Origin of the sequence: Streptomyces sp. NPDC056600 (assembly GCF_042792855.1) — a bacterium.
GTDB lineage: Bacteria > Actinomycetota > Actinomycetes > Streptomycetales > Streptomycetaceae > Streptomyces.
In genome coordinates, this window is sequence record NZ_JBHTVQ010000038.1 from 39,734 (window position 1) to 61,226 (window position 21,493).

Below are 21,493 nucleotides of genomic sequence, written 5' to 3' on the forward strand. Positions count from 1 at the left end.
GACCCCAACACCGCGCTCGTGTACGGAGATCCGAGAAACAGTGCCTAGGAGCTCACGGACGCTTGCGTACAGACGAGCACGCAGACGTGGCCACGCCGGAAGAGGAGGACGTAGAGCTAGCCGGTTACGGGGGGAGGGCGCTTGCGTCGACATGGCCTGACAGAAGGTGCCAAACGAGGGTGGTATCGAACTTGCGCCCCTGGCGGCGGTTGGCCGTTTCGACGGTGGTGTCGGCCCGATGACGGCTGTGGTGGTCAGGTGCTCGCGGCGGTGGCGATCTGTTGGCGGCGGCTCTTGGTTAGGGTAAAACGTTGGCGGTGGGGCAGTCGGAGGTAGTTCCGACCGCGGCGGCAGTCTTGCCGAGGACCTTGTTGGCCGGGGGTGACGGCCAAGGCCAGGACACTGGGTAACAGCAGCGCCTCGGAGCGCTCCAGACATCGTCGACAAGCTGGCGGACCGCACTGGACCTCGGCTGCGGTGTGGGCCGGAAACGCAGTGCATCTCGGCCGCCAGCCAGCTCCTACAGGGCTTGTCCGTGTGAGCGACGTACGCAGAGCCGAAACCCGAATACACCGATTCCCCAGGGATCACCCTGGGGAATCAGGCAAGGGAGCCTCCCCCTGAGTGGTGGACACGCTGATACTGGATCTGCTTGATCCAGAGGAAGCGAGACCAGCGCCGATGGCGATGAAGGACTACTCGGACGAGTTCAAGGCCGATGCCGTGGCCCTGTACGAGTCCACACCCGGGGCAACCTACAAGAGCATCGCCACTGACCTGGGCATCGACAGGAATACCTTGCGGAACTGGGTGCTGCGGGACCGCGAGCGCCGGGGCCAGGACCCTGCCGCCCCGCCGGCAGGCGGCAGGAGGGTCGCGGCGTCGAAGCAGGCCGCGCCGGCCACGGAGCCGGACGAGCGGATCCGGCAGCTGGAGGCCCGGGTGGCCGAACTCGAGGCGAGTGAGCGGAAGCTCGCGACCGAGCGGGACATACTCCGCAAGGCGGCCAAGTATTTCGCCGGGGAGACGAACTGGTGATCAGCCGCTTCCAGTTCGTCGACGACCACCGGGACGCCTTCGAGGTGAAGCGGCTCTGCGAAGTCCTGGGCCTGAACAGGTCCAGCTACTACAAGTGGCTGTCCGACCGGCAGGCCAGGCAGGTCCGGCAGCGGGCCGACGAGCGCCTGGCCGCGCGGATCCGCGAGGTCCACGCGGAGTCCGGCGGCGCCTACGGCTCCCCGCGGGTCACCGCGGAGCTGAAGGAGAACGGCCTGCTGGTCAACGAGAAGCGGGTCGCTCGGGTGATGCGCACGTTCTCCATCACCGGGGTCCGCCTGCGCAGACGGGTCCGCACCACCGTTCCCGATCCGGCCGCCGCACGGGTCCCGGACCTGTTCCGCAGGGACTTCACCGCCCCCGAGCCTGGGATCAAGTACATGGGAGACATCACCTATCTGCCCCTGGAGAACGGGGAGTTCCTCTATCTCGCGACCGTGCTGGACTGCTTCAGCCGGAAGGTCGTCGGTTGGTCCATCGCCGACCACATGCGCACTGACCTGGTCGCCGATGCCCTGAAGATGGCCGCCCGCACCCGCGGCGGCCTGGACGGCGCGGTGTTCCACTCCGACCACGGAGCCCAATACCGGGCCAGGGTCTACGCCGGCCTCTGCGACCGGCTCGGAGTGACTCGCTCGATGGGCGCGGTCGGCTCCAGCGCGGACAACGCGGCCTGCGAGAGCTTCCACGCGTCCCTGAAACGCGAGACCCTCCAGGGCGCCCGCCACTACGGCGACGCCGCCACCTGCAGAAGGACCGTCTTCGCCTGGCTGACCCGCTACAACACCCGCCGCCGGCACTCCGCCAACGGCCACCTCAGCCCCAACGAATACGAACGACGACACCACACCGCTAAGCTCACGCTCGCCGCGTGATCAATGACCGCGTGTCCACCACAACGGGGGAAGGCCCAAGAGAGTTGTCAGACGCGCACGACGGCGCCGACCATTCCTTCGATCGTGGCCATCTGTTTGTCAGCACCGAGGTAGCCGATGCCACGGTGCAGGTGGACGGTCAGGATGCGCTGGATGTTCTCGTCGGTAGGTTCCTCGCCTATGGCGACACATCGCTGTTTAAGCAGGGCCAGGTAGAGATCGCCGTGCTGGCCGGCGAAGGTCTTCCAGCTCATCTCGACGTTGGAGTCGGTGACGATGTCCTTCACCAAGGGCGTGGAGGGGTCTTTCAACGACAGCAGCAGCGCCCAGCGGCACAGCACGTTCCATTGAGTGATGCCGGTGGTGCGCTTGAGATAGATCAACCGGTCCTTGGCAGGCTGGGACAGGCGGACGTTGTCAACCGACATGCTGCACTCCTGCGTTCCACCAGTAGCCCTCGACAACGCTGGTGGTGAACTCAGTATCGTCGTGGACGAGTGTGTAGGTGTGGGCGACGGACTTCTTCAAACGGCCTAGCAGGTACTCGTCGATCTCCTCGTCGGTGGAGAGCAGGAGGACCTGGTCACTGGCGTTGGGGAAGTAGCGGTCGACGAGGTGCTCACGGTGACGGCTATCGAGACGCCCCAGGGGGGTGTCGATCACGCTGGGCAGCCTGTTGCCGGCAACCCGCATCAGGCCCCACAGCAGCGAGACGGCCAGAAGCTGGCGCTCTCCCGCACTGAGGCGCGCAGGGTCGATGGCCTCGCCCTCGGCGTCAGCGAGGGTGAGCGTGAACTTGTTGGTGTCGATACGCAAGTCGTGGACGAGAGATTGCTTGCGCATGAGGGCCCTGAAGCTTTGCAGGACAGCCACTTCAAGCCGGTTGATGTGCCGTTCAAGGAGCGCGGAACCGAAGCGTTCGAGGGTGTCGCGAGCCTTCTCGGAGTATTTGATGATCCGCTCGACTTCTTCCGCCTTGACCTTGGTGCGGACGAACTCCTTGTGAGCGCGCTCCAGCAGGGTGGTCACGTGCTCCCGACGTCGCTTGAGGTCATCCAGCTTGGCCGCGGCGCGGTCGCAGGAAGCCTCACAACGGGCAACCTCCACGATCTGCTCGTCGCGGGCCACTTGTAGGGCCTCTACCTTGTCCTGGGCGGGAACGCCGGCGAGTTGCCGGTCCAGCTGATCAAGCTGTTCGGCGAGTTCAGCGGCGCTGTGCAGCAGCTGTGTGGACCGCTGGGTGTCCCGCTGCAGCAGTTCGTCGAGGACGGTGAGCTGGGCCAGTGCATCGTGTGGCAGGCGCAGATCCACCGGCAGCCGCGTCTTGGCGGCGCGCTCGGCGCGGTCGTCGTCCAGACTTTTGATGACCTCGGCGCGGACGGTGTCGGGCATCAGCTCCAGCAGCCACCGGTCCCGCTCCTCCAGAACATCGAGGACCTGAGCTGACTGTTGGGCTTCCTGCTCGCTCATGGCTTGTTGGCGCACGTCGTCCAGGAGAGGCTTGACCATCAGCAGCGGTAGCGGTCCAGCAGCGAGCTGCGTGAGCTCGGCACGCACTTGGGTCAGCTGGGCAAAGGTCTGCTTCTTGTCGTTCTCCAGCTCGACGCGCCGTGTGAACAGATCGCCGCCTTCGTCAGCGAACGCCTTCTCCAGGCTCTCCAGCTTGCGTAGCGCCTTGCCGAGCTCGCTGCGGGACTGGGCGAGCTCTTGGTGGGCGATGTCGTATTGGGACAGCACCGCATCGCGTTCGGTTTCCTGCGTGCGAATGTTGTCCAGGAGGTGCTGTTCTTCGTCGGAAAGCTTCTGGCGCCGCTGCAGGGCCAGAAGATCGTTGCGCAGCTGCTGGACGGTGCTGACACCCAGCAGAGAGTGCACTGCCGACTCGATGACGGACGCCGCCCGTTCGGGGTTGGCCAGCGACTCGATCTTCTCGCCGTCGAAGAAGGCGAGGGAGGCGATTTCCAGGGGCAGCAGTGACTCGACGTGGTCGGCCCAGCCCTCGCTGAGCAGCCGGTTGAACTTCCCTTCCGGCGGCGCGTTGCGCTGAGTCTTCACCCGCTCGCCGTAGGTCTCGTCGACGTAGGCGTTGAGAAACTCTTTGAGCGTTTTGCCGCTGATGTGCCAGCTGCGGACGACACGGTAGTAGTGCTCTTGCCCACCGGTCATGACAGTGAACTCGAGGGTGATGGCAGAGCCGCGGCTGGGGTCAGCCTTGCGGTTGATGCTCTCCCGCAGGTACGTCTCGTACGCCTTGGTTCCGCGCCCACTGCAGCGTGCACGGTTGCCGTAAAGCGCCAGTTGGATGGCGTCGAGCAGAGTCGTCTTGCCGCACCCGTTCAGCCCGCCGATCAGGATGATCGGCTTGTTCTTCTTGGGGGTGAGGTCGAGAGACTGCTTGCCGCGGTAGGCCCCGAATTCTTCGAGGGTGATCTTACGCAGGAGCATCGAGTTCGTTTTCGTCGTCGAAGGTCAGGTTCTCGGCGATGTCGTCCCGCCACTTTTTCTTGCGCGTAGCGAATTCCACGGCGTCTTCGTGGTTGTCGTAGTAGCCCTTTTGCACAGCTTGCTCGAGGGCCTGGAAGAGGCCGGAGCGGCGGGCCATGGTGCGGTACTTCCGCTCGACGGCGAGGAGTTCGCGGACCATGTTGTAGTGCAGGTCGTCACCGTCGCAGACCTGCTTGAGGACGTCCATCTCGTCGGACCCCATGACAATCTGCTCATCCAATGGTCCACCCGGGAACGGCTCGCCGGTGGCTTCCTGGTAAATCCGCGGCAAGCTGTCCTCGACCTCATGCTTGTCGAACACCCAAATCCGGCGGATTTCATGGAGTTCGTCGAGCGTGATGAGTTCGATGTTCTGCACGTGCTCGGGGGCGTGGGCACGGATCCATGTTTGCGCCTGGAGCAGCTCCTTGAGCCACTCTTCGCGGTAGGACTGCAGGTAGGGGCCATGGATGGCTCCGTCGTTGAACAGCATTACCTTGCCGTTCATCCGGCGGAAGTCACGGGCCGGCTTGTCCGGGCGCGGGAACGGTGCCTTGCGGCCAGGCGGAAGGTCGGGGTCGCCCTCCTCGTAGTGGCCGAAGGGGGCATCGAGCTTGTTGCGCAGATCCAGCAGGGGGAGCATCCACTCCTTCTCCTCGTCGTTCTGGATCATGGCGGACATGGACTTGTCCTGCTCGACGAGGGTGCAGGTCCAGCAGCCGAAGCGGCTGGAGCCGCACGAGGGGGTGGTGGAGTCGACCACGAGGGGGCATTCGCCGTCCCCGGATGCACCCTGGTACATGGTGAGCAGGTCCTGATTGTTGTAGCCCCAGGGGTTGGGCTTTTGCATCAGGAACTCCCAGACATCGTCGTTGGTCCAGTCCTCAACGGGGCTGTAGACGAGGGAGTTGGGCAGGTTGGCGTTGGGGGAGAGGCGGTCGCGCACGCGTCGCTTCTCGTGCTTCTCCATGGCGCGGGCGCGGGCTTGGCTCTCTGCCTTGCGAATGCCCAGCACCATGATCGCTTCGCCGTGGGCAGCGACCACGCTGCGAATGAAGCTGTTCGACGGCTTGATCTTCAGTCGCTCGGTGCACCAGCGGAACTTCGGGCGCGGGGCCGGATAGCCGCGGCCGATCAGGTTCACCCAGAAGGTGTCCTTTATCTCCGGCGTAAGACGGTGCGGCTCGATCGGCAGGCTCTGCGCCTGCGCCGCGTCCTGCATGGTGCCTAGAGAAGCAGAGACCCAGGCGGCGACGACGGGATTCTCCACGAGGGTGTCAGTGGAGATGACGTGCACGGCCTTGGTGCGCTGCTCGGCGGGCAGGTCTGCGAGGGCCATCCACACCAGCTGCAGGACGGCGGTGGAGTCCTTACCTCCGCTGTAGCCGATGACCCAAGGCACCTGGTCGGCGGTGTAGAGCTCGCGGATCTCCTCGGTGAGCTCGTTGACGACCTCGGCCAGCGAACGGCCGTTGAAGGGCTTGCGACGTACGGGGGTGAGCCCGAGGTTGAGGGGGATGGTGGTCATGCCTCGCCTCGCAGGTATGCGTCTTCCACGCGCTGTTCTTCTGGGCTCAGCTCCAGGCCCAGATGCTTGCGCAGGTAATTAACGGTAAGTGTCACGTTTTGGTGGCTTTTGGAGACGCGACCACCGACGATGGCGCGCCCCTCCCAGTCTGCGTTGGTTCGGCTCCAGTCCACGTGCTTCAACGGAGCCAAACGCTTCTTCCACGCAGTTGCCTTGGTGGACTCCCGCAGGAGGGAGTTGCCGACACGACCCAGCGCATGCAGGGCGATTCCGTGGCTGTGAATGAAGTCCCGGCGCATCTCCTGAGCGGACAGCTGCTTGTCACGCACCATCGCCCACTCGGGCAGCGCCGCATCCACGGCCTCCCAGAACGACTGCGCCAGCCGGCTGGCCTCTTCCTGCTTCAACTCGAGTCCCTGGAGCAGGGACTGGTTGCCGAAGTACAAGGCGCTCAGGGTGAACAGCTTGCGGGACCGGGCGGACAAGGTGCTCTTTTCCATCTCCACAAAACCCTTGAAGATGACCGAGCGTTCGGTGAGGGTCCGGGTGAGCTGCGCGTTGACGTCCCGGTGGTCGTAGAGGACACCGATGGAGCGCGCCGGACGGACGGCGTGCCGATTGAGGTCGGCGAACATCTGTTGAGAGCGGGCGAGCCCAGTGTCATGGAAGAAGACCACGGCGATGGTCTCATCCCCCAGATCGGGGTTCTCCTTCAACGCAAGCTCGATGGCGGCGCGGCGGTGCTGCCCGTCATTGATGAGGAAGCGTGCATCCATCGGGATGCGCAGTTGCCCCGTACGGTGCGCGGCACCTTCTGCGCCCTGGCTTTCGAACACCATGTCCCCGTCCACGGAAGCGGTCAGGGCACTGAACACGTAGTCCTCGGGGTTGTCCAGGATGTAGCGGGCGAGCGCCGGCAGGCGTCCTTTGTTCAGGACGCGCTGGGCTCTCAGATCAGCAGAAAGATCGTCTTCGTCGAAGAGGAAGATCTTCGGGATGAGCCGCAGCGGGCACATCGACGCATAGAACTCCCGTCCCGCCTGCACCCCGCGGATCGCGGGGAAGGTGTACTCAAAGCCATTCGACACTCGCGAGACGACCCGCCCCGCAGCCTTACTCGCCGCTTCAGTCTGCACCCGTGCACTCTAGCGTGTCCGTACGTCTCCTGAGAAACGTACGTCACCTTCGTCTCGACGTACCCAGGTGTGGAGAATGACGTCCCATCCCCCTCGCGGTGCGTCTGGAGCTTGCAGAACGGCAGGAACAGCCATCGCAAGGACGGTGTCCACATGCCGAGGTGGCGGCTTCATGCACTGCGGTCCCAGCGTGTACGTTAATCACTTGACGTACGACCTGTTGTAGAAGCGTGCAAAGAGGCGGGTGAGCGCCGTGGTGGCGTATCTGGATGTGGCGGCGACGACGCGGGTGGACCCGCGGGTTGCTGAGGTCGTCCTGCACTGGATGACCGAAGACTTCGGCAACGCCGGCAGCCGCACCCACGAGTACGGTGCACGCGCCAAGAAGGCAGTGCAACAGGCGCGTTCCTTCATCGCCGGCACCGTCGGCGCCAAAACGGAAGAAGTAGTCTTCACCAGCGGGGCGACGGAGTCCAACAACATCGCTCTGCTCGGACTGGCGCCGCACGGCGAGCTCACGGGGCGCAAGCACATCATCACTTCCGCCATTGAGCACAAGGCGGTACTGGAGCCGCTGACGCACCTACGCGACACCCGCGGCTTCGAGGTCGACTTCCTCTCCCCCGGCCCCAGCGGCCGCATCACCGCCGACGCCGTGCTGGAGCGGCTGCGTCCGGACACCCTGGCGGTGTCGCTGATGCACGTCAACAACGAAACCGGCGTCATCCAGCCGGTAGCCGAACTCGCCGAGAAGCTGCGCGTCACGCCCACCTATTTGCACGTCGACGCCGCTCAGGGCTACGGCAAGGTCCCCGCCGACCTGATGGCGCCCATCGACCTGATCAGCATCTCGGGCCACAAGATCGGCGCCCCGAAGGGCGTCGGCGCTCTGATCACCCGCCGACGGGGATGGGACAGGGTGCCGCTGCAGCCGATCATGTTCGGCGGTGGGCAGGAGCGCAAACTGCGCCCCGGCACTCTCGCGGTGCCATTGATCATGGGCCTGTGCGAGGCCGCGAAGATCTTCACCGAGAGCCGGGCAACGTGGGAGCGGGAGGCGAAGGCGATGCGCGAGCGGATCCTTGCTGCGCTCAGCGCGACGCGCTTCCGCCTCAACGGAGACCCGGAGCACAGCGTCCCCCACATCCTCAACGTCAGCTTCGATGAGCTGAATGCCGAAGCACTCATCGTCCGCCTCAAAGACCAGGTCGCCATCGCCACCGGCTCGGCCTGCACCAGCGCCTCTTACACCCCCAGCCATGTCCTTCAGGCGATGGGCCTGGACGACGCGGTGGCTGCCAACGGGCTGCGTCTTTCCTGGTTCCCTTCCCAGGCAGCCGATTTCGATCCCCTCCCGCTCGCCGAGACCATCGCCAGCATGCAGCCCCAGGAAGGTTGACCAGCCCTACGCCTCCGAGCGACGCACCAGCCGGTGCCCGCGCAGCTGCCGGCCGCACCTGACGAGCTCGGCCTCCCAGCCGTTCTCGGTCCCGATCAGGTGCGGCCGTTCATACAACCCCGCCCGCATCTCAGACTCGGTCAACCGGCGGTATCGCGGCACGGCCGGATCATCCGGTGCCAGGAACTCGTGCTTGCGGTGCAGCAGCGGCCGGTTGGCCGAGCTCTCGTATGAGAGATGGGAAGCCTCCAGCGTCTGCAGGTCCACCATGTAGGAGGACCGGATCCGCGGATGCGGGTCTTTGTCAAAGTCCGGGTAGTCCAGCCACGACACCACTCGCCCTTGGTGCTTGAGCTTGGCTACGGTCCACTGCTCCGGGCGACCGGCAGCGATCGATGCGCAGTGCTCGTACAAGCGCAATACCGTCGGGATCCGCTCCAGCGCACGTCGATGCACATACAGCGCCGTCGGTGTCACCTTGCCAGCAACGGAGGCGTTCATGGCATTGCGCACATACCCGTCGTCACGGAGCTTGAACAACAGTCGGTCAGCCCGCTGGCAGGCCTCCTTGTACGAGCTGAAGAACGTGCGTACGTCCTGCTGCAGCCCCACTGGCAAGCTGCCAAACGGTCCTCGGCCGTTGAAGAGCTCCACCGCCAGGTAGAGCAACGTATTCAGCGTTGATCGCTTAGCCCCCGCAGTGGCTCGCTCAGGATCAGCACCATCCCGCACCAGGCGCTTGACCTCGCCAGGCCGCAAGTGAGCCAACAGCTCCGCGACGGTCCGCGGCATCTCCTCGATACGCGGCGGGCGTCCCTTACGCTCGAAGAAATCCACCACCGCACTCACCGCTGAGGCAGTGTCCTCGGAAGCAAGCCATTCAGCATCCGGGGTCACCCGCTGGGCCAGATAGCTCAGACGGGCGCCCTCGTCCCGGAACGCGTAGACGACTCCGGGCGCAGCCGCCACCACCCGCGCGCCGGTCACCTGCTCCACGTACTCCCGCAACTCACTCGCGGCATATAGATGCTGAAATGTCTGCCGACTTGTCAGCAGGCCGTCACCGAACTGTTGACCGTGGACCTTTGACTTCTCCCAGGTCAGCCGAGCTGAGACGACCAGCAGCATCGAGGTCAGCTCCCACGCCTGCTCCAACGTCTGCCGACGCTCTTCCGGATCCTCGATCACGTTCAACACGTAGGTCAGCAACACGACGTCGCTTGCGACCAGCTGGGTGTCGGAGCGGTAATACGGATCCCACCCAGCCACCTGGCAGTCCAATTGCTCCAAAGCCCTAACATCGTCACCACGACCACAGCCGTAGTCGAGGATCGTCCGCTCAGGTAGCAACTGGCGGTCCGCCAGAGCCTGGCGCGCGGGCACCGACAACGCCATCCGCCCGATCGCTGTTCGGCGACGCTCACTACCCCACATCTGCTGCATCACAGGCACCTGCATCCAGGTAACGACACGATCAGCAGGGTAGAAGACAGGCGCCCGGCGTGCTCACGCAACGGCGAACATGTCCCTCAAGTGTCAGCAAGGCACCGTCACGCAGGTACATCCGCTGGCCGTGTGTTCCCAAATAATGATGTCTGCCGCTCGAAGAAGGCTGAGAGGCCTCTCGTCAGGCGTACGAATTGGGACGATGAGGTCTTGGATCCAACCCCGGTGACGGCGTAGGTCTGCTTGCAGGAGCGGCCACAAGCGGCGGGGGGTGTCCTTATAGGCTCCGGGAACTGGCTTTTGGCCGAGGTAGAACTGGTAGATGCTGCGGTCGAAAATCGGCACTAGGTTAGGCCGCTTGCGGTGGAGGATCTTAGTGACGGCAACGGCCTTGAGGCCTCGCAGCCCCGTAGCGCTGGCCTCACCTGTAGCAACCAATGCTCGATCGACCAGAGCCCAGGGCCCCGTTGACGGATCCAGCGTCACGTCCAAAAAGTCTGCTGTCGTACAGGCCTTATCCGCAAGAACCGCTTCCATGGCCTGCAGGATTTCAGCCCCTGGGCCGTCAGGTCGGAACAGCGGGACTACCTGCTTGTAGTCGATGCGGACACTCAGCAGAGCCGGCGCCAAGCAGTCCAGCGGACTCAGTCGTTCCGGATCGCCCTGCCAGTCATACGTGCGGAAGGCTCTGGGCCCCTGGTGATCCGTGTAGGCCTGCAGATGCTTCCCCGCACAACCGCGCAGTGCTCCAATGGTCCTCACACAGCCCTCCGCGGCCTCAACGATTCGCACGGCAACGCCGCCGCTCTGACCCGAGCAATGCTCATACGCATGCTACGAGCTGTGGACTATGTGTGGACCCGTACTCGTCAAACAGCCGTCTACAGGGCCGAGAAGCTCGTCGACGCCGGTGAACCTCGGGCGGTCGCCGATCAGGGCGGCGGCGACGGTGCGTTCGTCTTCGCGGTGTCGCCGCGTCTGACGAAAGCGCTCGCGCATGCCGAGCGTGACAGGTTGTGCGAGGTCGCGGCCCTGTGGATCGGACTGCGCGCGGAGGAGGGCGAGCATTTCACCCCGGAGATCGCCGACGCGATCCTGGGAGATCTGGCCGACCTGGTCCGCCGTGCCCGGCGCCAGGGACAGAGTGTCTACTGCTGGGTGGGATGACCGTCCCGCGACGTTTGACAGGGTCGTGACACAGGGTCAGACTTCGCCTTTCCGGCGTGCGCGACGCCGGGGTCCTGTGGGGGGATTTCTTACCGTGTTCATTTCTGCGCCGCTTCGGCGTGCCTTGACGGCACTGGCCGTCGCCTGTCTCACCGGGACGGCCGTGCTCACTTCGGTGGCTCCCGCTTCGGCTCACCGTCACGGGTGCCACGCCCGGCATTCCTGCCCTTCGGACACGGGTTCCTACATCTGTGGCGACCTGGGCGACTTCTCGATGTGCGGGACGGGCAGCACCGGCGGGACCGGCAGCTCCGGCACAGGTTCGTCCGTCGAGCCCGCCGAGCCCGCCGACGTCGACGCGCCGTCCAAGCCCAAGATCCAGCGCCCCAAGGCTCTGCCCGGTGGGAAGGTGTCCGTGACGGTCACCGCCGAGCGGGGCGCCACGATCGTCGTGTCCGGGGAGAGCGAAGAAGGCACCGAGGGCGACGGTGAGGAGGTGGCGAAGGCGACCGCCACCGGGTCGCCGCAGACGCTCACCTTCAGGACGGAGGATGGCAGGGCGACCTACGTGGTCACCGCGACGGACGCTGCCGGCAACGAGAGCTCCCTGAGCAAGTCGTTCACCGTCGAGGCCGACGGCGCCAAGCCCGAGTTGGCCGCGTTCGACGTCACTTCCGCCGACCCGACGACCGCGGCCGTCGGGGTCTCGTTCGAGGTGGATGAGAAGGTCGACTACGAGGTGGCCGTGGCCGGCCGCAAGGACAGGGTCACCGGGGAGGCCGGTGTCGGCTCGCCGGTGGAGGCGGCCCTGTGGCTGCCCGACGGCGACCACGAGATCACCGTCACTGTCGAGGACGCCGTGGGCAACGTGTCCCGGCGTACCGAGACGTTCAGCGTCGAGTTGGACTCGTTGGAACCGGAGCTGACGCAGGAGGACATGTCCCGCTCGTCGTCGGTGTCGCTGACCGTCTCGGGGCCGCCTGAGGCGAAGGTCACGGCACGCATGGGGCCGGATAGCGAGAAGGTCACCCTGGGCGAACAGGGCTCGGCAGACCTCTCCTTCGAACTGCCGGACGGTACTTACCGGCCAGAGGTCGAGCTTGTCGACAGCTTCGGACGTCGCGGCACGCTGACCGGCGACACCGTCACCGTGGACACGCAGGCGCCCGCGGTGAAGGCGGGCTACGACGAGGAAGCCGCCCGCTACGGTGCGGTCGCCATCACGATCACCAGCGAGCCGGGGACGGAGGTCACGCTCAGCGAAGGGGCCGAAACAGTGGCGTCCGGCCGTCTGGACCAGGACCGGAGAAGTCTGCGGCTCTCCCCGGACCTGGCGCCGGGGCGTCATGAGCTCACCGTCTCGGCGCAGGACCGCGCCGGCAACGAACGCGCCTACGCCCTCGTGATCACCGTCCAGGACGACATGACGACGGCCGAGATCGTCCGAGCCGTGTTGTGGACCGTGGGCATCGTCCTGGCCGTCGGCGTGACGGTGCTGCTGCTGTGGCGCAGGCGACGCCGGGTCATCAGGTGGTGGGCACGTCGCCGCGAAGCCGCGCGCATGGCCGCCGAGCTGCGGGCGATCGCACGCCGGCAGGAGCAGCTCCAGCGCGAGCAGGAGCGCTACGAACGGGACCTGGCCGTGTGGGAGGCCGAGCACGACCGGCTGGCCGAGCTGCACGACCTGGCACGCGACCTCACGGGCGAGGTCTACCCGGCGGAGCAGTTCCGCTGGGGGCGCCGGAAGAAGGACGAGCGGGTCCTGCTGGTGGCGACCGCCCGACTGGTCGAGGTCCGGACCAAGCAGGGCCTCGCCAGTCTGGAGGAGACGGACCGTGGCGAGGTGGCCGTCACCGACCGCCGGGTCCTCTTCGTCGGCCTGTCCAAGCGCAGGGAATGGGACTACGGGCGCTGGCTCACCCACGAGCACCGGCCTCAGGGCATCACCCTCATGAGGGTGAGCAACCGCGCGAAGGTCTCCGGTATCGCCTACTCCCTCTCGGAAGCCCGTCGCATCCGACTGGCCATCGATGTGACCCTGGCAGACCACCGTGGCACCCGCGACGAGATCATCCGCCGCACCCGTCAGGAGCTCGACGCCCACACGACCGATCGCCCGGTACCGCCCCCGGCGGCCTCCGACGCCCCACCCTTGGGACAGCCCGTCGGCTGAGCTGTGCCCCGCCCTCCGTGTGCAATCGGGTCTCCGTTCGCGCCACGGAGGGCGGAACGGCATTCCCCCGGGCCACTCGGAGTCGGATGAAGCGGAAGCGGACCTCGTGCCCCTCCGGGTCCGGGTCGGCAACGTCGGAGGCCGGCCCGGTCGGGCCAGGTGAGCCGTCGACGGGACCGTCAGCGGGCCCCGAGGAGGGTCCGCCAGGTCTGGGTCCCGATGACGCCGTCGGCCGTGAGGCCGTGGGCCTGCTGGAAGGCGACGGTCGCCGACCGGGTGCCGGAGCCGAAGGCGCCGTCGACGGTGAGGCCGTGGCCGTAGACGTTGAGCTGGGTCTGGGCCGCCTTCACCGCGTCGCCCTCGGAGCCGTACTTCACGGTGGGGACGAGGGCGGACCAGGTGTTCGCGCCGATGACGCCGTCCGCCGTGAGGGACTGGGACTGCTGGAAGCCGACGACCGCGGCCTGGGTGGCGGGGCCGAAGCTGCCGTCGGCGGTCAGCGGGTGGCCGGCGGCGTTCAGCAGGTACTGGGCGGCGCGGACGTCGTCGCCCTGGGAGCCTGACTTCAGGACCGGCCAGGCCACGCTGGGCGACGGGGTCGGAGTCGGGGTCGAGCCGCCGGGGTCGCCGAGCTTCACGGGGCGGAAGGGATCGTAGTTGTCGGCGCCGATGCCGTACCTGAGCTGGCGGTAGGTGGTGCCGTAGGTGCCGCGCTGCTCGTACGCCCAGTAGGCGGTGTGCGCGGAGTCGGCCCACTTCTCGAAGATCACGACGTGGCGGAAGTCGCCGTCGGTGGTGCTGTAGTCGATCAGCAGGTCCCCCATCCGCAGCTGGCTGACGCCGCTGAGGCGCTGGGTGACGCTGCTGGTGGTGGCGAGGCCGACCGTGTTCAGGCCGGGCGTGCTCAGTCCGAGCGTCATGGAGACGTAGCCCGAGCAGTCCTGGCGGTAGCCGTCCTTCCAGACGGTTTCCATGCTGTACGGGACGGGTCCGCCGTTGTCGGCGGTCAGCCAGGTCTTCGCCCGTCCGATCATCTCGTCGGGGGTGAGGGTGGCCGCGGCCTCGGCCTGCAGCGCGCGGGCGTCGGCGACGAGTTGGGTGTCGGCCGTGGGGGTCGGGCCGCCGGACTGGAGACCTGTGAGCGTCGTGGCCGCCGCGCCTGCCGCCGTCACGGCGACCAGGGTGAGCCGGGCACTGCGGGAGAGCCTGGTGAGTAACCGGGTGAGCCGCACGAGCCGCATGAGTCCTCCGATGCATCCACGAGCCGGGCGTGACGTCCGGGCGGCACGTCGGGGTGCGACGGGCCGTCCGGGCCCTGAGGGCTGGTGGCAGCCTCCAGTGGCCATCACCTTGGCGTACGACCCGGGCTGGCACCAGAGCTCGAACATGGCGTGTGCATGACGGGTTGGTGGGTGTCGTTGCCGAGATACGACAAGTCCTCGTACGTCCGCCGACGGGACCGAGGTACGGGGGCGCCCGCCGGTCCTAGGAGCGGGCGAAGGGGCCGTTCAGGGCTGCCCACTGCAGGAGCAGGACGGTCTTGCCGTCGATGATGCGGCCGTCGCGGGTCATCACGAGCGCCTCGGCGAAGGGGAGTTCGAGGACCTCGATGTCCTCTCCGTCCTCCTCGAGTCCGCCGCCGGCGCCGGTGCGGTCCGCCGGGGTGTAGGGGGCGGCGAAGAAGTGGAGGCGTTCGGTGACCGAGCCGGGGCTCATGTAGGCGTCGAGCACGTGGGTGAGCGGGCCGAGGGTGACACCGAGCTCCTCGGCCGCTTCGCGCCGGATGGCGCTGGGCGGGTCGTCGGCGTCGAGCAGGCCGGCGGCGGCCTCGATGAGCATGCCGTTCGGATGGTCGTTGACGTAGGCCGGGTAGCGGAACTGCCGGGTGAGCAGCACGCAGCCCCGCTCGGTGTCGTAGGGCAGGACGACGGCGCCGTTGCCGCGGTCGTAGGTCTCGCGCTGCTGGGTCTCCCACCGTCCGTCGCGTCGGCGGAAGTCGAAGGTCGTGCGGCGCAGGACGTGCCAGCCCTGGGAGGTGAGCGCGACGTCGCGGACCACGACGTCGGGGTTGCGGTCGAGGTCGCGGCCCGCCCGGTCGAGGTGGATGCGGCCCCGGTGGTCGGGGCGGTCGACGCCCGGGCGGCCCGTCACGCGGTCTCCTGCGGGACGTCGTGGGAGATCGCCGCGCGGAGGGGGGCCTCCGTGAGCTGGGGGATCTCGGAGACGTCGTGGAAGACCGGCAGGCCGCGGCGGCGGGCGGTGGCGACGTCCTGGTCGGCGCCGGCGGATGCGCCGGGCAGGCGCAGTACGGCGTCGCAGTGGGCGAGCAGGCGGTCGGCGGTCGGGTACAGCACCTGGTCGGCGAGGGGGTCGGTGGGGCCGGCGCCGGCGGACCGGAGGACGGGCAGGGCGATCCACTCGCCGATCACGGGGACGTGGCCGGCCGCGAAGACGGGCCAGGCCGCGGCTTCGAGGCGCGCCAGGTTGGCGGCCATGGCCTGCGGGTCGCCGTCGGTTCCGGAGCGGTAGGGGCCCGCGATGAGGATGAGCAAGGGGTTGTCGGTCATGACGGCTAAGATACATGCAGAAACGAGAAGGAACAGGAAGGAACGTGCATGCTGGCTGCTGAACGGCGTGAGCACCTGCTGGGGCTGCTCGCCCGCACGGGGAAGATCGTGGCCAAGGAGGTGGCCGCCGAGCTGCGCATTTCCGAGGACAGCGTGCGGCGTGATCTGCGGGAGCTTGCCGCTGAGGGGCTGTGCCAACGGGTCTACGGCGGTGCCCTGCCCGCGTCACCCGCGGTGGTGGACTACGACGCGCGGCAGGCGGTGGCACCGGGCGGCAAGCGGAAGGTCGCCTCGGTCGCCGCGGGGCTGGTGCGGCCGGGCGGTTCGGTGCTCCTCGACGGAGGCACCACCGCCCTGGCCGTCGCACGGGCCCTGCCCAAGGACCTCGACTGCACGGTCGTCACGCACAGTCCGACGATCGCCGCGGCGCTGCTGGAGCATCCGCGCGCGGAGCTCTTCCTGCTCGGGGGGCGGGTCTTCAAGCACTCGGCGGTGACCTGCGGGGCCGCGGCGGTGGAGGCCGCGCAGAACGTCTCGGCCGACCTCTTCCTGCTCGGCGTCACCGGGGTGCATCCCGAGGCGGGACTGACCACGGGGGACGCGGAGGAGGCGGCGATGAAGCGTGCCCTGGCGGCGCGGGCCGCGGACACCTACGTCCTCGCCTCGTCGGAGAAGATCGGCACGGCCTCGCAGTACCGCGTGCTGGGGTGGGAGAAGGTGAGCGGGTTGATCACCGACGCCGACCCGCACGACCCGGCGGTCGAGCGGGTCCGGCAGTTGGGGGTGGAGGTGCTGGCAGCGGACTGAGGCGGCGGGCCCGGCAGGTGGTGACCGCGCCGGCGATCCGGGCCGCAGCTATGATCATGGACTCCCGGATCACGAACTGATGCATCGCTTCCACAGGTAGACATATCGGCCCGCTGTCACAGATCCCGTCGCACGAGGGCCGGTCCCTCTCAACTTGGGTGCTGTCTCGTGACGGACAGCAGCCCGATAGCCTCCGGCGGTGGACACCGTGCTCGACATGATCGTTTCCTTCGCGGTAACCGGTGAGACCTCTGGGCTCTGGCCTGGTATGGCGAGCGGGGAAGCCGATCGTCTGCTGGGCAGTGAGACTGGGCTGGTCTCACGCGGAGGGCAACCGGCCGAGGGCTCGACGGGCTTCAAAGACGGAAGCCTTGAAGTGTGGGCCTCCCCCGAGGGCCTGGTGGAGCTCATCGGATTCGATGCGGATACGGATCGAAGGTTCTGCGCCCCGGCCTTCGGCCGCGCCGTGACCGGCCAGCCCTCCGGCCCCTTCCCCTGGGAGATGGTCACCGCCCGTCTCGAAGCGTGCGGATGCACCTGGACGCCCGACAGCACCTTGACGTTCGATGGCCAACGTTCCATCCGGACGAAGGCCGGAGTAGCCCTTGGGTTCCACGCTCTTGAGTCCTCCCCCGACGCTCCGGTGCAGACCTGGCTGCTGGCATCCGCCTACAGGTCGTTCCCCGAGCCCTTGACCTGGGCGGTTTCAGAAGACGCGTCGTAGCGGCTTCGACCCTGGTCGGGTGGCGGGACCGCCCCGCAATCCGCGTAGTCCCCGATCGCCACGTCGTCGCAGAAGGTCTCCCAGAACCCGTCGCGCACGAGAGCGGTCTCGTCGATGCCGGAGACGAGATCGCGCAGCTCTTCCGCCGCCTCCGCGAACCTCTCCTCGTCGTCCTCCGCGTAGAACGGAAAGCGTGCGATCACGGCCGCGGCGCATCGGCTGAACGAGTCAAGGTCTCTGTTCACGTGCGTGGCCGTCGCTGACTCGATCATGGGGACCCGCACCACGTGACCACTGGCCACGTCGACGCCGATACGTCCGAACAGGCCACTCGTCGCGATGGCGACCAGTCCCCGCGCGCCGATCCCCCCGAGGTACACCGCCTCGCGCAGCGGCCGGTACTCGTATTCGATCAGCCCGACGGGGATACCGGTGTCCCCGAGGTGGACAGCGATCCAGGTGGGCGCCTCGGGTGGGACCCCGATGCGAAGCAGGACGAACTTGGGCTTCGGCAACTGCGGCAGGGCTGCCTTCATGCCAGCCAGGAGAGGTACGGGGCAACGGTCACAGTCGCCACTCGGCCGGCTGCGGTGCGCCCGATCCATACGGCTGTCACGCCCTCCTCGGCGGGGAAGGTGAGTAGGTCTGCCTGACCGGCCTGGTGGGTGACCTTCTCGAACTCGCCCGAGCGCACCTTTTCGGTTTCACGGTCGAAGGCAACCCCAGGTAGTTGCTCGCTTCTCTCCCAGAACCGTCGGAACGGCTCGGTGAGGGCCTGCCAACTGCGGGCGTCGGCGAAGGCCCCCATCGCGGTGTCCGTCCGGAATCCGATCTCCTCGCCAGAGATGAGCTGCTCGCTGTCATCGTCGACGCCGAGAGCCATCTCCCAGGTGGATACCGGTTCTCGCCGTACGAGCAGGCGCACTGCCGCGCACTCCCGGCCGTCGAAGGACTCCCCCATGAATTCGTACGGCGCCTCGACCCAGGATGCTTCCACTTCGTACGTTCCCGGAGGCAGCTGTTCTGCCAACTCGCGCCCAGGCCGATCCTGCGGCCAGGGCGTGTCCACCATGAGCCGGCCGCTGGGTAGGCGGATCGCGGCGACGACGCTCACCTCCACCACATCGACGGGACGGAGTTCGTACGAGTGCAGACCCAACCGCCCCATGGTGAAGACCGCTTCCAGCAGCGCGGACTGCTCCGGGCCGACGTGCGCTGCTTTGCTCGCGTCCTGCATGAATCCCCCCTGCTGGCAATCATGCCCAACCGTAGACCTCCTCCACAGCGCCGAGCTCGACGTGGATCGCCAGCAGTGGCGGCTGGGTGCTCAGGCGTTGCTCGCCTTGCCGACGACCAGCACCGCGCCTGATCATGGGCGCATGCGACCCGAAGTCCAGGCGTTCGTCGACGCCGGCCCGCTGCCCGACGAGGACGCGACCGAGGAGGACATCCAGCGGCGTACGGATGAGTTCCTGGCCATCGCGCGTCCGGTCACCGGCGAGGAGGCGCGGGCGCTGCTCGCCTGCTTCGGTCCCGACGACTGCTACGGCGTCGCCTGGTCGCTGCTGCACCTGATCGAGACGGGGCCCAACCCGGTGCTGACGGTCCGGCCCGTGCCTGACGCCAACGAGTGGCATCACAGGCTCTTCGACCGGGCCGTGAACGCGGGCCTGGTTCCGCCGTCCTGATCCCGGGCCATGCCGCTGCGCCGTGTCCCGCCTCCCCCGCGCGGCGGCTCGGCTCGAGTCCTGCTACGGGCACATGAGAGCGAGGAACGCCGTCCAGGCGGCGGGGGTGAGGGAGAGCCCTGCGCGGGCGGTGTCCTTCGAGTCACGGACGTGGACGGTGGCCGGTGAGATGGCCACCTCCAGGCATTCACCGCCCTCGTTGCCGCTGTAACTGCTTTTGCGCCAGGCGGGTTGGGCTGCCGTCTCGTCGGTCACTGGTCCCCCAGGATGTCCGCGATCAGCGCGAGGGACTCGTGAGGGGTGAGCGCCTGTGCCCTGATCGTTCCGTAGCGTGCCGCCAGGATACGGACTTCTTCGGAGGCGACCAGGAGGGTGCCGTGAGCCTGTGTTTCCACGTAGGCGACCTGTGGCCTGGCCTTCGGGGTGAGCAGAACGAAGGCGCCGCCCATGCCGGCGTGCTCGTAGCACTCGGTCGGCATCACCTGCAGCGAGATGTTGCGGCGGTGGCCCAGGTCCAGGAGCTGGTGCAGTTGCTCCTTGTGGACTGCCCGGCCACCGAGGGGGCGACGGAGGGCGCCCTCCTCGACGACGGCGGTGACCATGGGCGGGGGCCAGTTGCCGAGGATCTCCTGCCGGGCGAGGCGTGAGGTCACACGGCGCTCGATGGTCTCCTCGTCGAGCAGAGGCGTGCGCATCTCGTAGAGAGCGCGGGCTCGTCGTTCCGTCTGGAGCAGGCCGGGAACGTCATGGCTGTTGTAGAAGTCGATGGCGACAGCACTGGCTTCCAGCCGGGCGTAGTCGCGGAACCAGGCCGGGTGGCGGACCCGGGACTTCGCCCGTGCGCTCTCCACCTCGTCCGCGGTCGCGCTCAACAAGCCGCCCGCGTCGAGGATTTCGTCGGCGGCGGTCAGGAACTCCCGCTGTGGTGTGCGGCGGCCGCGCTCCACGGAGGAGATCAGGTCCTCGCTGTAGCCGAGGCGGTCGCCCAGGTCGCGCTGGGTGAGACCGGCTCGTTCCCGTAGGAGCTTGAGCTGTCTGCCGACCGCACGGAACAGCTCCTCGTACGGCTCGGGTTCGTCCGTCTCGTGCGTTGTCACCACGCCACCGCCTCCCGCCCGACAGAGCCGTACACGTCACGTGTCACGCCCGCACGGCATCGCCTGTACCGGCCGTCGTCCTCGCCAGCGTAGGTCGCGACGGCCACGCTGAGTCACATGATTGCGGAAACTCCCACCCGCGAGCGGTGGGCACAGTTGTTCAGCGGAACGCCCCGTGGGGCGCGGCTCGCCCGGCTGCTTGCCACGCGTCAGCTGGAGCTGTGGGGGTGGCCGCCGTCGTCGGAGGCGGGTGAGGCGGTGGCGTTGGTGGTGGCGGAACTGGCGAAAGACGCCGTCACGCACGGTCACGTGCCGGGGCGTGGATTCCGGCTGCGGCTGGAGGTCGAGGCGTCGGAGCCGGGGCTGCTGGTCGTGTCCGTGGACGACGCGCGAGGTGAGCGGCTGCCGGAACCGAGGGTGCCGGAGGGTGAGGACTCCGGGCGAGGGCTGTTGCTGGTCCAGGCCCTCGCGGTCGCGTGGGGGTGGCGGCCGCGGCCAACCTCGGGCAAGACGGTGTGGGCGGTGTGCGCGAGGGGAGGCGGCCCGTCGCGTCTCCGTGAGGGCGGTGTCGGACAGCGGCGGTACGGTCGCATTCATGTCGAACGAACGTGCCGCCTGCCACTGTGTGATCTGCCATGACTACGGGGACCGGGGTGAGGCCACTGCCCTGGACGAGCACACGGTGCGGCACGTCCAGGACCACGGCTGGAGCGTCGTGATGGTGCCGGCCGACGAGCAGGGGCCGGGGTTCGCCTACACCGTCGGACTCCTGCACTCGCACGGTGTGCCGGAGCTGGCCATGTTCGGACTCGACGTTCAGCTGATGCAGGCGCTGCTCAACACCCTGGGGCGTCGGGCGGCGGACGGAACCGCGCTGGAGGACGGCGGGATGTACGAGGGCGTCATCGAAGGGCGGCCGGTCGCTCTGCGGGCAGCGGATCGCGGCTGGTACCGGGAGTTCTTCGGGCGGGCCATCGCCTTCTACCGCAGGCCGCCGCTCCCGGTGCTCCAGGTGGTCTGGCCGGACGCCGACAGCCGGTTCGTCTGGGAGCCGGCGGCCGACCCGCGGTTCGAGGACTCGCAGCCGCGGTTGTGGATGACGCCGGAGGAGCATCCGGCTGGTGTGTGGGCGACGCTCGTCGGGCGGTAGTCGGCGCATGCGGGGCGGGGAAACACTCAGGGCCGGAGTCCTTGAAGGATTCCGGCCCTGAGTCTTCAGTAGCGGGGACAGGATTTGAACCTGCGACCTCTGGGTTATGAGCCCAGCGAGCTACCGAGCTGCTCCACCCCGCGTCGTTGTTCCTCGACCGTACGGCATGACCAGGGGAATAGCGAATCGGTAAGCG

22 protein-coding genes and 1 tRNA gene are annotated in these 21,493 nt (G+C 67.5%); 9 read left to right on the forward strand and 14 right to left on the reverse strand.

The window, feature by feature from the left end; genetic code table 11:
• Nucleotides 1–681 precede the first annotated feature (681 nt).
• Nucleotides 682–1,931 (forward strand): IS3 family transposase gene (locus ACFRAV_RS19460; RefSeq protein ID WP_382557181.1). Its coding sequence is split into 2 segments (ribosomal slippage): nucleotides 682–1,017 and nucleotides 1,020–1,931, totalling 1,248 coding nucleotides; the frame shifts between segments, so codons are not numbered across the junction.
• Nucleotides 1,932–1,978: 47 nt separating this feature from the next.
• Here ACFRAV_RS19460 and dndE read toward each other — a convergent pair.
• The 4 genes from dndE to dndB are packed head-to-tail and all read right to left on the reverse strand — an operon-like array spanning nucleotide 1,979 to nucleotide 7,079.
• Nucleotides 1,979–2,359 carry a DNA sulfur modification protein DndE gene (dndE, locus tag ACFRAV_RS19465; RefSeq protein WP_382557182.1) on the reverse strand — a complete coding sequence of 127 codons (381 nt, stop codon included), beginning with the start codon at nucleotides 2,357–2,359 and terminating at the stop codon, nucleotides 1,979–1,981.
• Nucleotides 2,349–4,376: a DNA sulfur modification protein DndD gene (gene dndD, locus ACFRAV_RS19470; protein ID WP_382557184.1), complete on the reverse strand. Its 2,028-nt coding sequence runs from the start codon at nucleotides 4,374–4,376 to the stop codon at nucleotides 2,349–2,351. Before dndD ends, dndE begins: the two co-directional genes overlap by 11 nt.
• Entirely contained in the window at nucleotides 4,363–5,943 is a 1,581-nt protein-coding gene (gene dndC / locus ACFRAV_RS19475; RefSeq protein WP_382557186.1) for a DNA phosphorothioation system sulfurtransferase DndC, read from the reverse strand. Before dndC ends, dndD begins: the two co-directional genes overlap by 14 nt.
• Nucleotides 5,940–7,079: a DNA sulfur modification protein DndB gene (dndB, locus tag ACFRAV_RS19480; RefSeq protein WP_382557189.1), complete on the reverse strand. Its 1,140-nt coding sequence runs from the start codon at nucleotides 7,077–7,079 to the stop codon at nucleotides 5,940–5,942. The genes dndC and dndB overlap by 4 nt, the downstream gene beginning before the upstream one ends.
• 244 nt (nucleotides 7,080–7,323) lie before the next feature.
• On the opposite strand from dndB, the gene dndA reads away from it, so the two are divergent.
• On the forward strand, nucleotides 7,324–8,478 hold the full coding sequence (gene dndA / locus ACFRAV_RS19485; protein ID WP_382557191.1) for a cysteine desulfurase DndA: 1,155 nt from the start codon (nucleotides 7,324–7,326) through the stop codon (nucleotides 8,476–8,478).
• Between the two features lie 6 nt (nucleotides 8,479–8,484).
• On the opposite strand, the gene ACFRAV_RS19490 is transcribed toward dndA, so the two are convergent.
• On the reverse strand, nucleotides 8,485–9,921 hold the full coding sequence (locus ACFRAV_RS19490) for a DNA phosphorothioation-associated putative methyltransferase (RefSeq protein ID WP_382557194.1): 1,437 nt from the start codon (nucleotides 9,919–9,921) through the stop codon (nucleotides 8,485–8,487).
• 93 nt (nucleotides 9,922–10,014) lie between these two features.
• Nucleotides 10,015–10,716, reverse strand: a complete 702-nt coding sequence (locus tag ACFRAV_RS19495; RefSeq protein ID WP_382557196.1) for a DUF6308 family protein — start codon at nucleotides 10,714–10,716, stop codon at nucleotides 10,015–10,017.
• A 51-nt stretch (nucleotides 10,717–10,767) separates the two neighbouring features.
• On the opposite strand from ACFRAV_RS19495, the gene ACFRAV_RS19500 reads away from it, so the two are divergent.
• The gene (locus ACFRAV_RS19500; protein ID WP_382557198.1) at nucleotides 10,768–11,091 is read left to right on the forward strand and encodes a hypothetical protein; all 324 of its coding nucleotides are present in this window, start codon (nucleotides 10,768–10,770) and stop codon (nucleotides 11,089–11,091) included.
• 274 nt (nucleotides 11,092–11,365) lie between these two features.
• Nucleotides 11,366–13,264 (forward strand): hypothetical protein, encoded by a 1,899-nt coding sequence (locus ACFRAV_RS19505; RefSeq protein ID WP_382557200.1) that lies wholly within the window; start codon nucleotides 11,366–11,368, stop codon nucleotides 13,262–13,264.
• A gap of 179 nt (nucleotides 13,265–13,443) precedes the next feature.
• Here the strand turns inward: ACFRAV_RS19505 and ACFRAV_RS19510 are convergent, their stop codons facing one another.
• From ACFRAV_RS19510 to ACFRAV_RS19520, 3 genes are all read right to left on the reverse strand, one after another.
• Nucleotides 13,444–14,505, reverse strand: coding sequence for a peptidoglycan-binding protein (locus tag ACFRAV_RS19510; protein ID WP_382557203.1), 1,062 nt, complete (start codon nucleotides 14,503–14,505; stop codon nucleotides 13,444–13,446).
• A gap of 244 nt (nucleotides 14,506–14,749) precedes the next feature.
• Nucleotides 14,750–15,415 (reverse strand): NUDIX domain-containing protein, encoded by a 666-nt coding sequence (locus tag ACFRAV_RS19515; protein WP_382557205.1) that lies wholly within the window; start codon nucleotides 15,413–15,415, stop codon nucleotides 14,750–14,752.
• Nucleotides 15,412–15,831 (reverse strand): DUF4406 domain-containing protein, encoded by a 420-nt coding sequence (locus ACFRAV_RS19520; protein ID WP_382557207.1) that lies wholly within the window; start codon nucleotides 15,829–15,831, stop codon nucleotides 15,412–15,414. Before ACFRAV_RS19520 ends, ACFRAV_RS19515 begins: the two co-directional genes overlap by 4 nt.
• Nucleotides 15,832–15,879: 48 nt before the next feature.
• Here ACFRAV_RS19520 and ACFRAV_RS19525 point away from each other — a divergent pair, with 48 nt between their 5' ends.
• Both ACFRAV_RS19525 and ACFRAV_RS19530 read left to right on the forward strand, forming a co-directional pair.
• Nucleotides 15,880–16,638: a DeoR/GlpR family DNA-binding transcription regulator gene (locus ACFRAV_RS19525; protein ID WP_382557210.1), complete on the forward strand. Its 759-nt coding sequence runs from the start codon at nucleotides 15,880–15,882 to the stop codon at nucleotides 16,636–16,638.
• Nucleotides 16,639–16,837: 199 nt separating this feature from the next.
• On the forward strand, nucleotides 16,838–17,362 hold the full coding sequence (locus tag ACFRAV_RS19530) for a hypothetical protein (protein WP_382557212.1): 525 nt from the start codon (nucleotides 16,838–16,840) through the stop codon (nucleotides 17,360–17,362).
• Here the strand turns inward: ACFRAV_RS19530 and ACFRAV_RS19535 are convergent.
• Both ACFRAV_RS19535 and ACFRAV_RS19540 read right to left on the reverse strand, forming a co-directional pair.
• Nucleotides 17,308–17,898 carry an SUKH-4 family immunity protein gene (locus ACFRAV_RS19535; protein WP_382557214.1) on the reverse strand — a complete coding sequence of 197 codons (591 nt, stop codon included), beginning with the start codon at nucleotides 17,896–17,898 and terminating at the stop codon, nucleotides 17,308–17,310. The two genes, ACFRAV_RS19530 and ACFRAV_RS19535, sit on opposite strands and share 55 nt — an antisense overlap.
• Nucleotides 17,895–18,599, reverse strand: a complete 705-nt coding sequence (locus ACFRAV_RS19540; RefSeq protein ID WP_382557217.1) for a DUF4241 domain-containing protein — start codon at nucleotides 18,597–18,599, stop codon at nucleotides 17,895–17,897. Before ACFRAV_RS19540 ends, ACFRAV_RS19535 begins: the two co-directional genes overlap by 4 nt.
• Before the next feature lie 142 nt (nucleotides 18,600–18,741).
• On the opposite strand from ACFRAV_RS19540, the gene ACFRAV_RS19545 reads away from it, so the two are divergent.
• On the forward strand, nucleotides 18,742–19,050 hold the full coding sequence (locus tag ACFRAV_RS19545; protein ID WP_382557219.1) for a hypothetical protein: 309 nt from the start codon (nucleotides 18,742–18,744) through the stop codon (nucleotides 19,048–19,050).
• 63 nt (nucleotides 19,051–19,113) lie between these two features.
• Here the strand turns inward: ACFRAV_RS19545 and ACFRAV_RS19550 are convergent, their stop codons facing one another.
• Both ACFRAV_RS19550 and ACFRAV_RS19555 read right to left on the reverse strand, forming a co-directional pair.
• Nucleotides 19,114–19,305: a DUF397 domain-containing protein gene (locus tag ACFRAV_RS19550; RefSeq protein ID WP_382557221.1), complete on the reverse strand. Its 192-nt coding sequence runs from the start codon at nucleotides 19,303–19,305 to the stop codon at nucleotides 19,114–19,116.
• Nucleotides 19,302–20,150, reverse strand: coding sequence for a Scr1 family TA system antitoxin-like transcriptional regulator (locus tag ACFRAV_RS19555; protein ID WP_382557224.1), 849 nt, complete (start codon nucleotides 20,148–20,150; stop codon nucleotides 19,302–19,304). Before ACFRAV_RS19555 ends, ACFRAV_RS19550 begins: the two co-directional genes overlap by 4 nt.
• A gap of 114 nt (nucleotides 20,151–20,264) precedes the next feature.
• Between ACFRAV_RS19555 and ACFRAV_RS19560 the strand changes: the two genes are divergently transcribed.
• Both ACFRAV_RS19560 and ACFRAV_RS19565 read left to right on the forward strand, forming a co-directional pair.
• Complete coding sequence (locus ACFRAV_RS19560; RefSeq protein ID WP_382557225.1) at nucleotides 20,265–20,786, forward strand: ATP-binding protein; 522 nt, start codon at nucleotides 20,265–20,267, stop codon at nucleotides 20,784–20,786.
• On the forward strand, nucleotides 20,743–21,297 hold the full coding sequence (locus ACFRAV_RS19565) for a DUF4262 domain-containing protein (RefSeq protein WP_382557228.1): 555 nt from the start codon (nucleotides 20,743–20,745) through the stop codon (nucleotides 21,295–21,297). The genes ACFRAV_RS19560 and ACFRAV_RS19565 overlap by 44 nt, the downstream gene beginning before the upstream one ends.
• Nucleotides 21,298–21,366: 69 nt before the next feature.
• Here the strand turns inward: ACFRAV_RS19565 and ACFRAV_RS19570 are convergent.
• Nucleotides 21,367–21,440, reverse strand: a tRNA-Met gene (locus ACFRAV_RS19570).
• Between the last annotated feature and the right edge of the window lie 53 nt (nucleotides 21,441–21,493).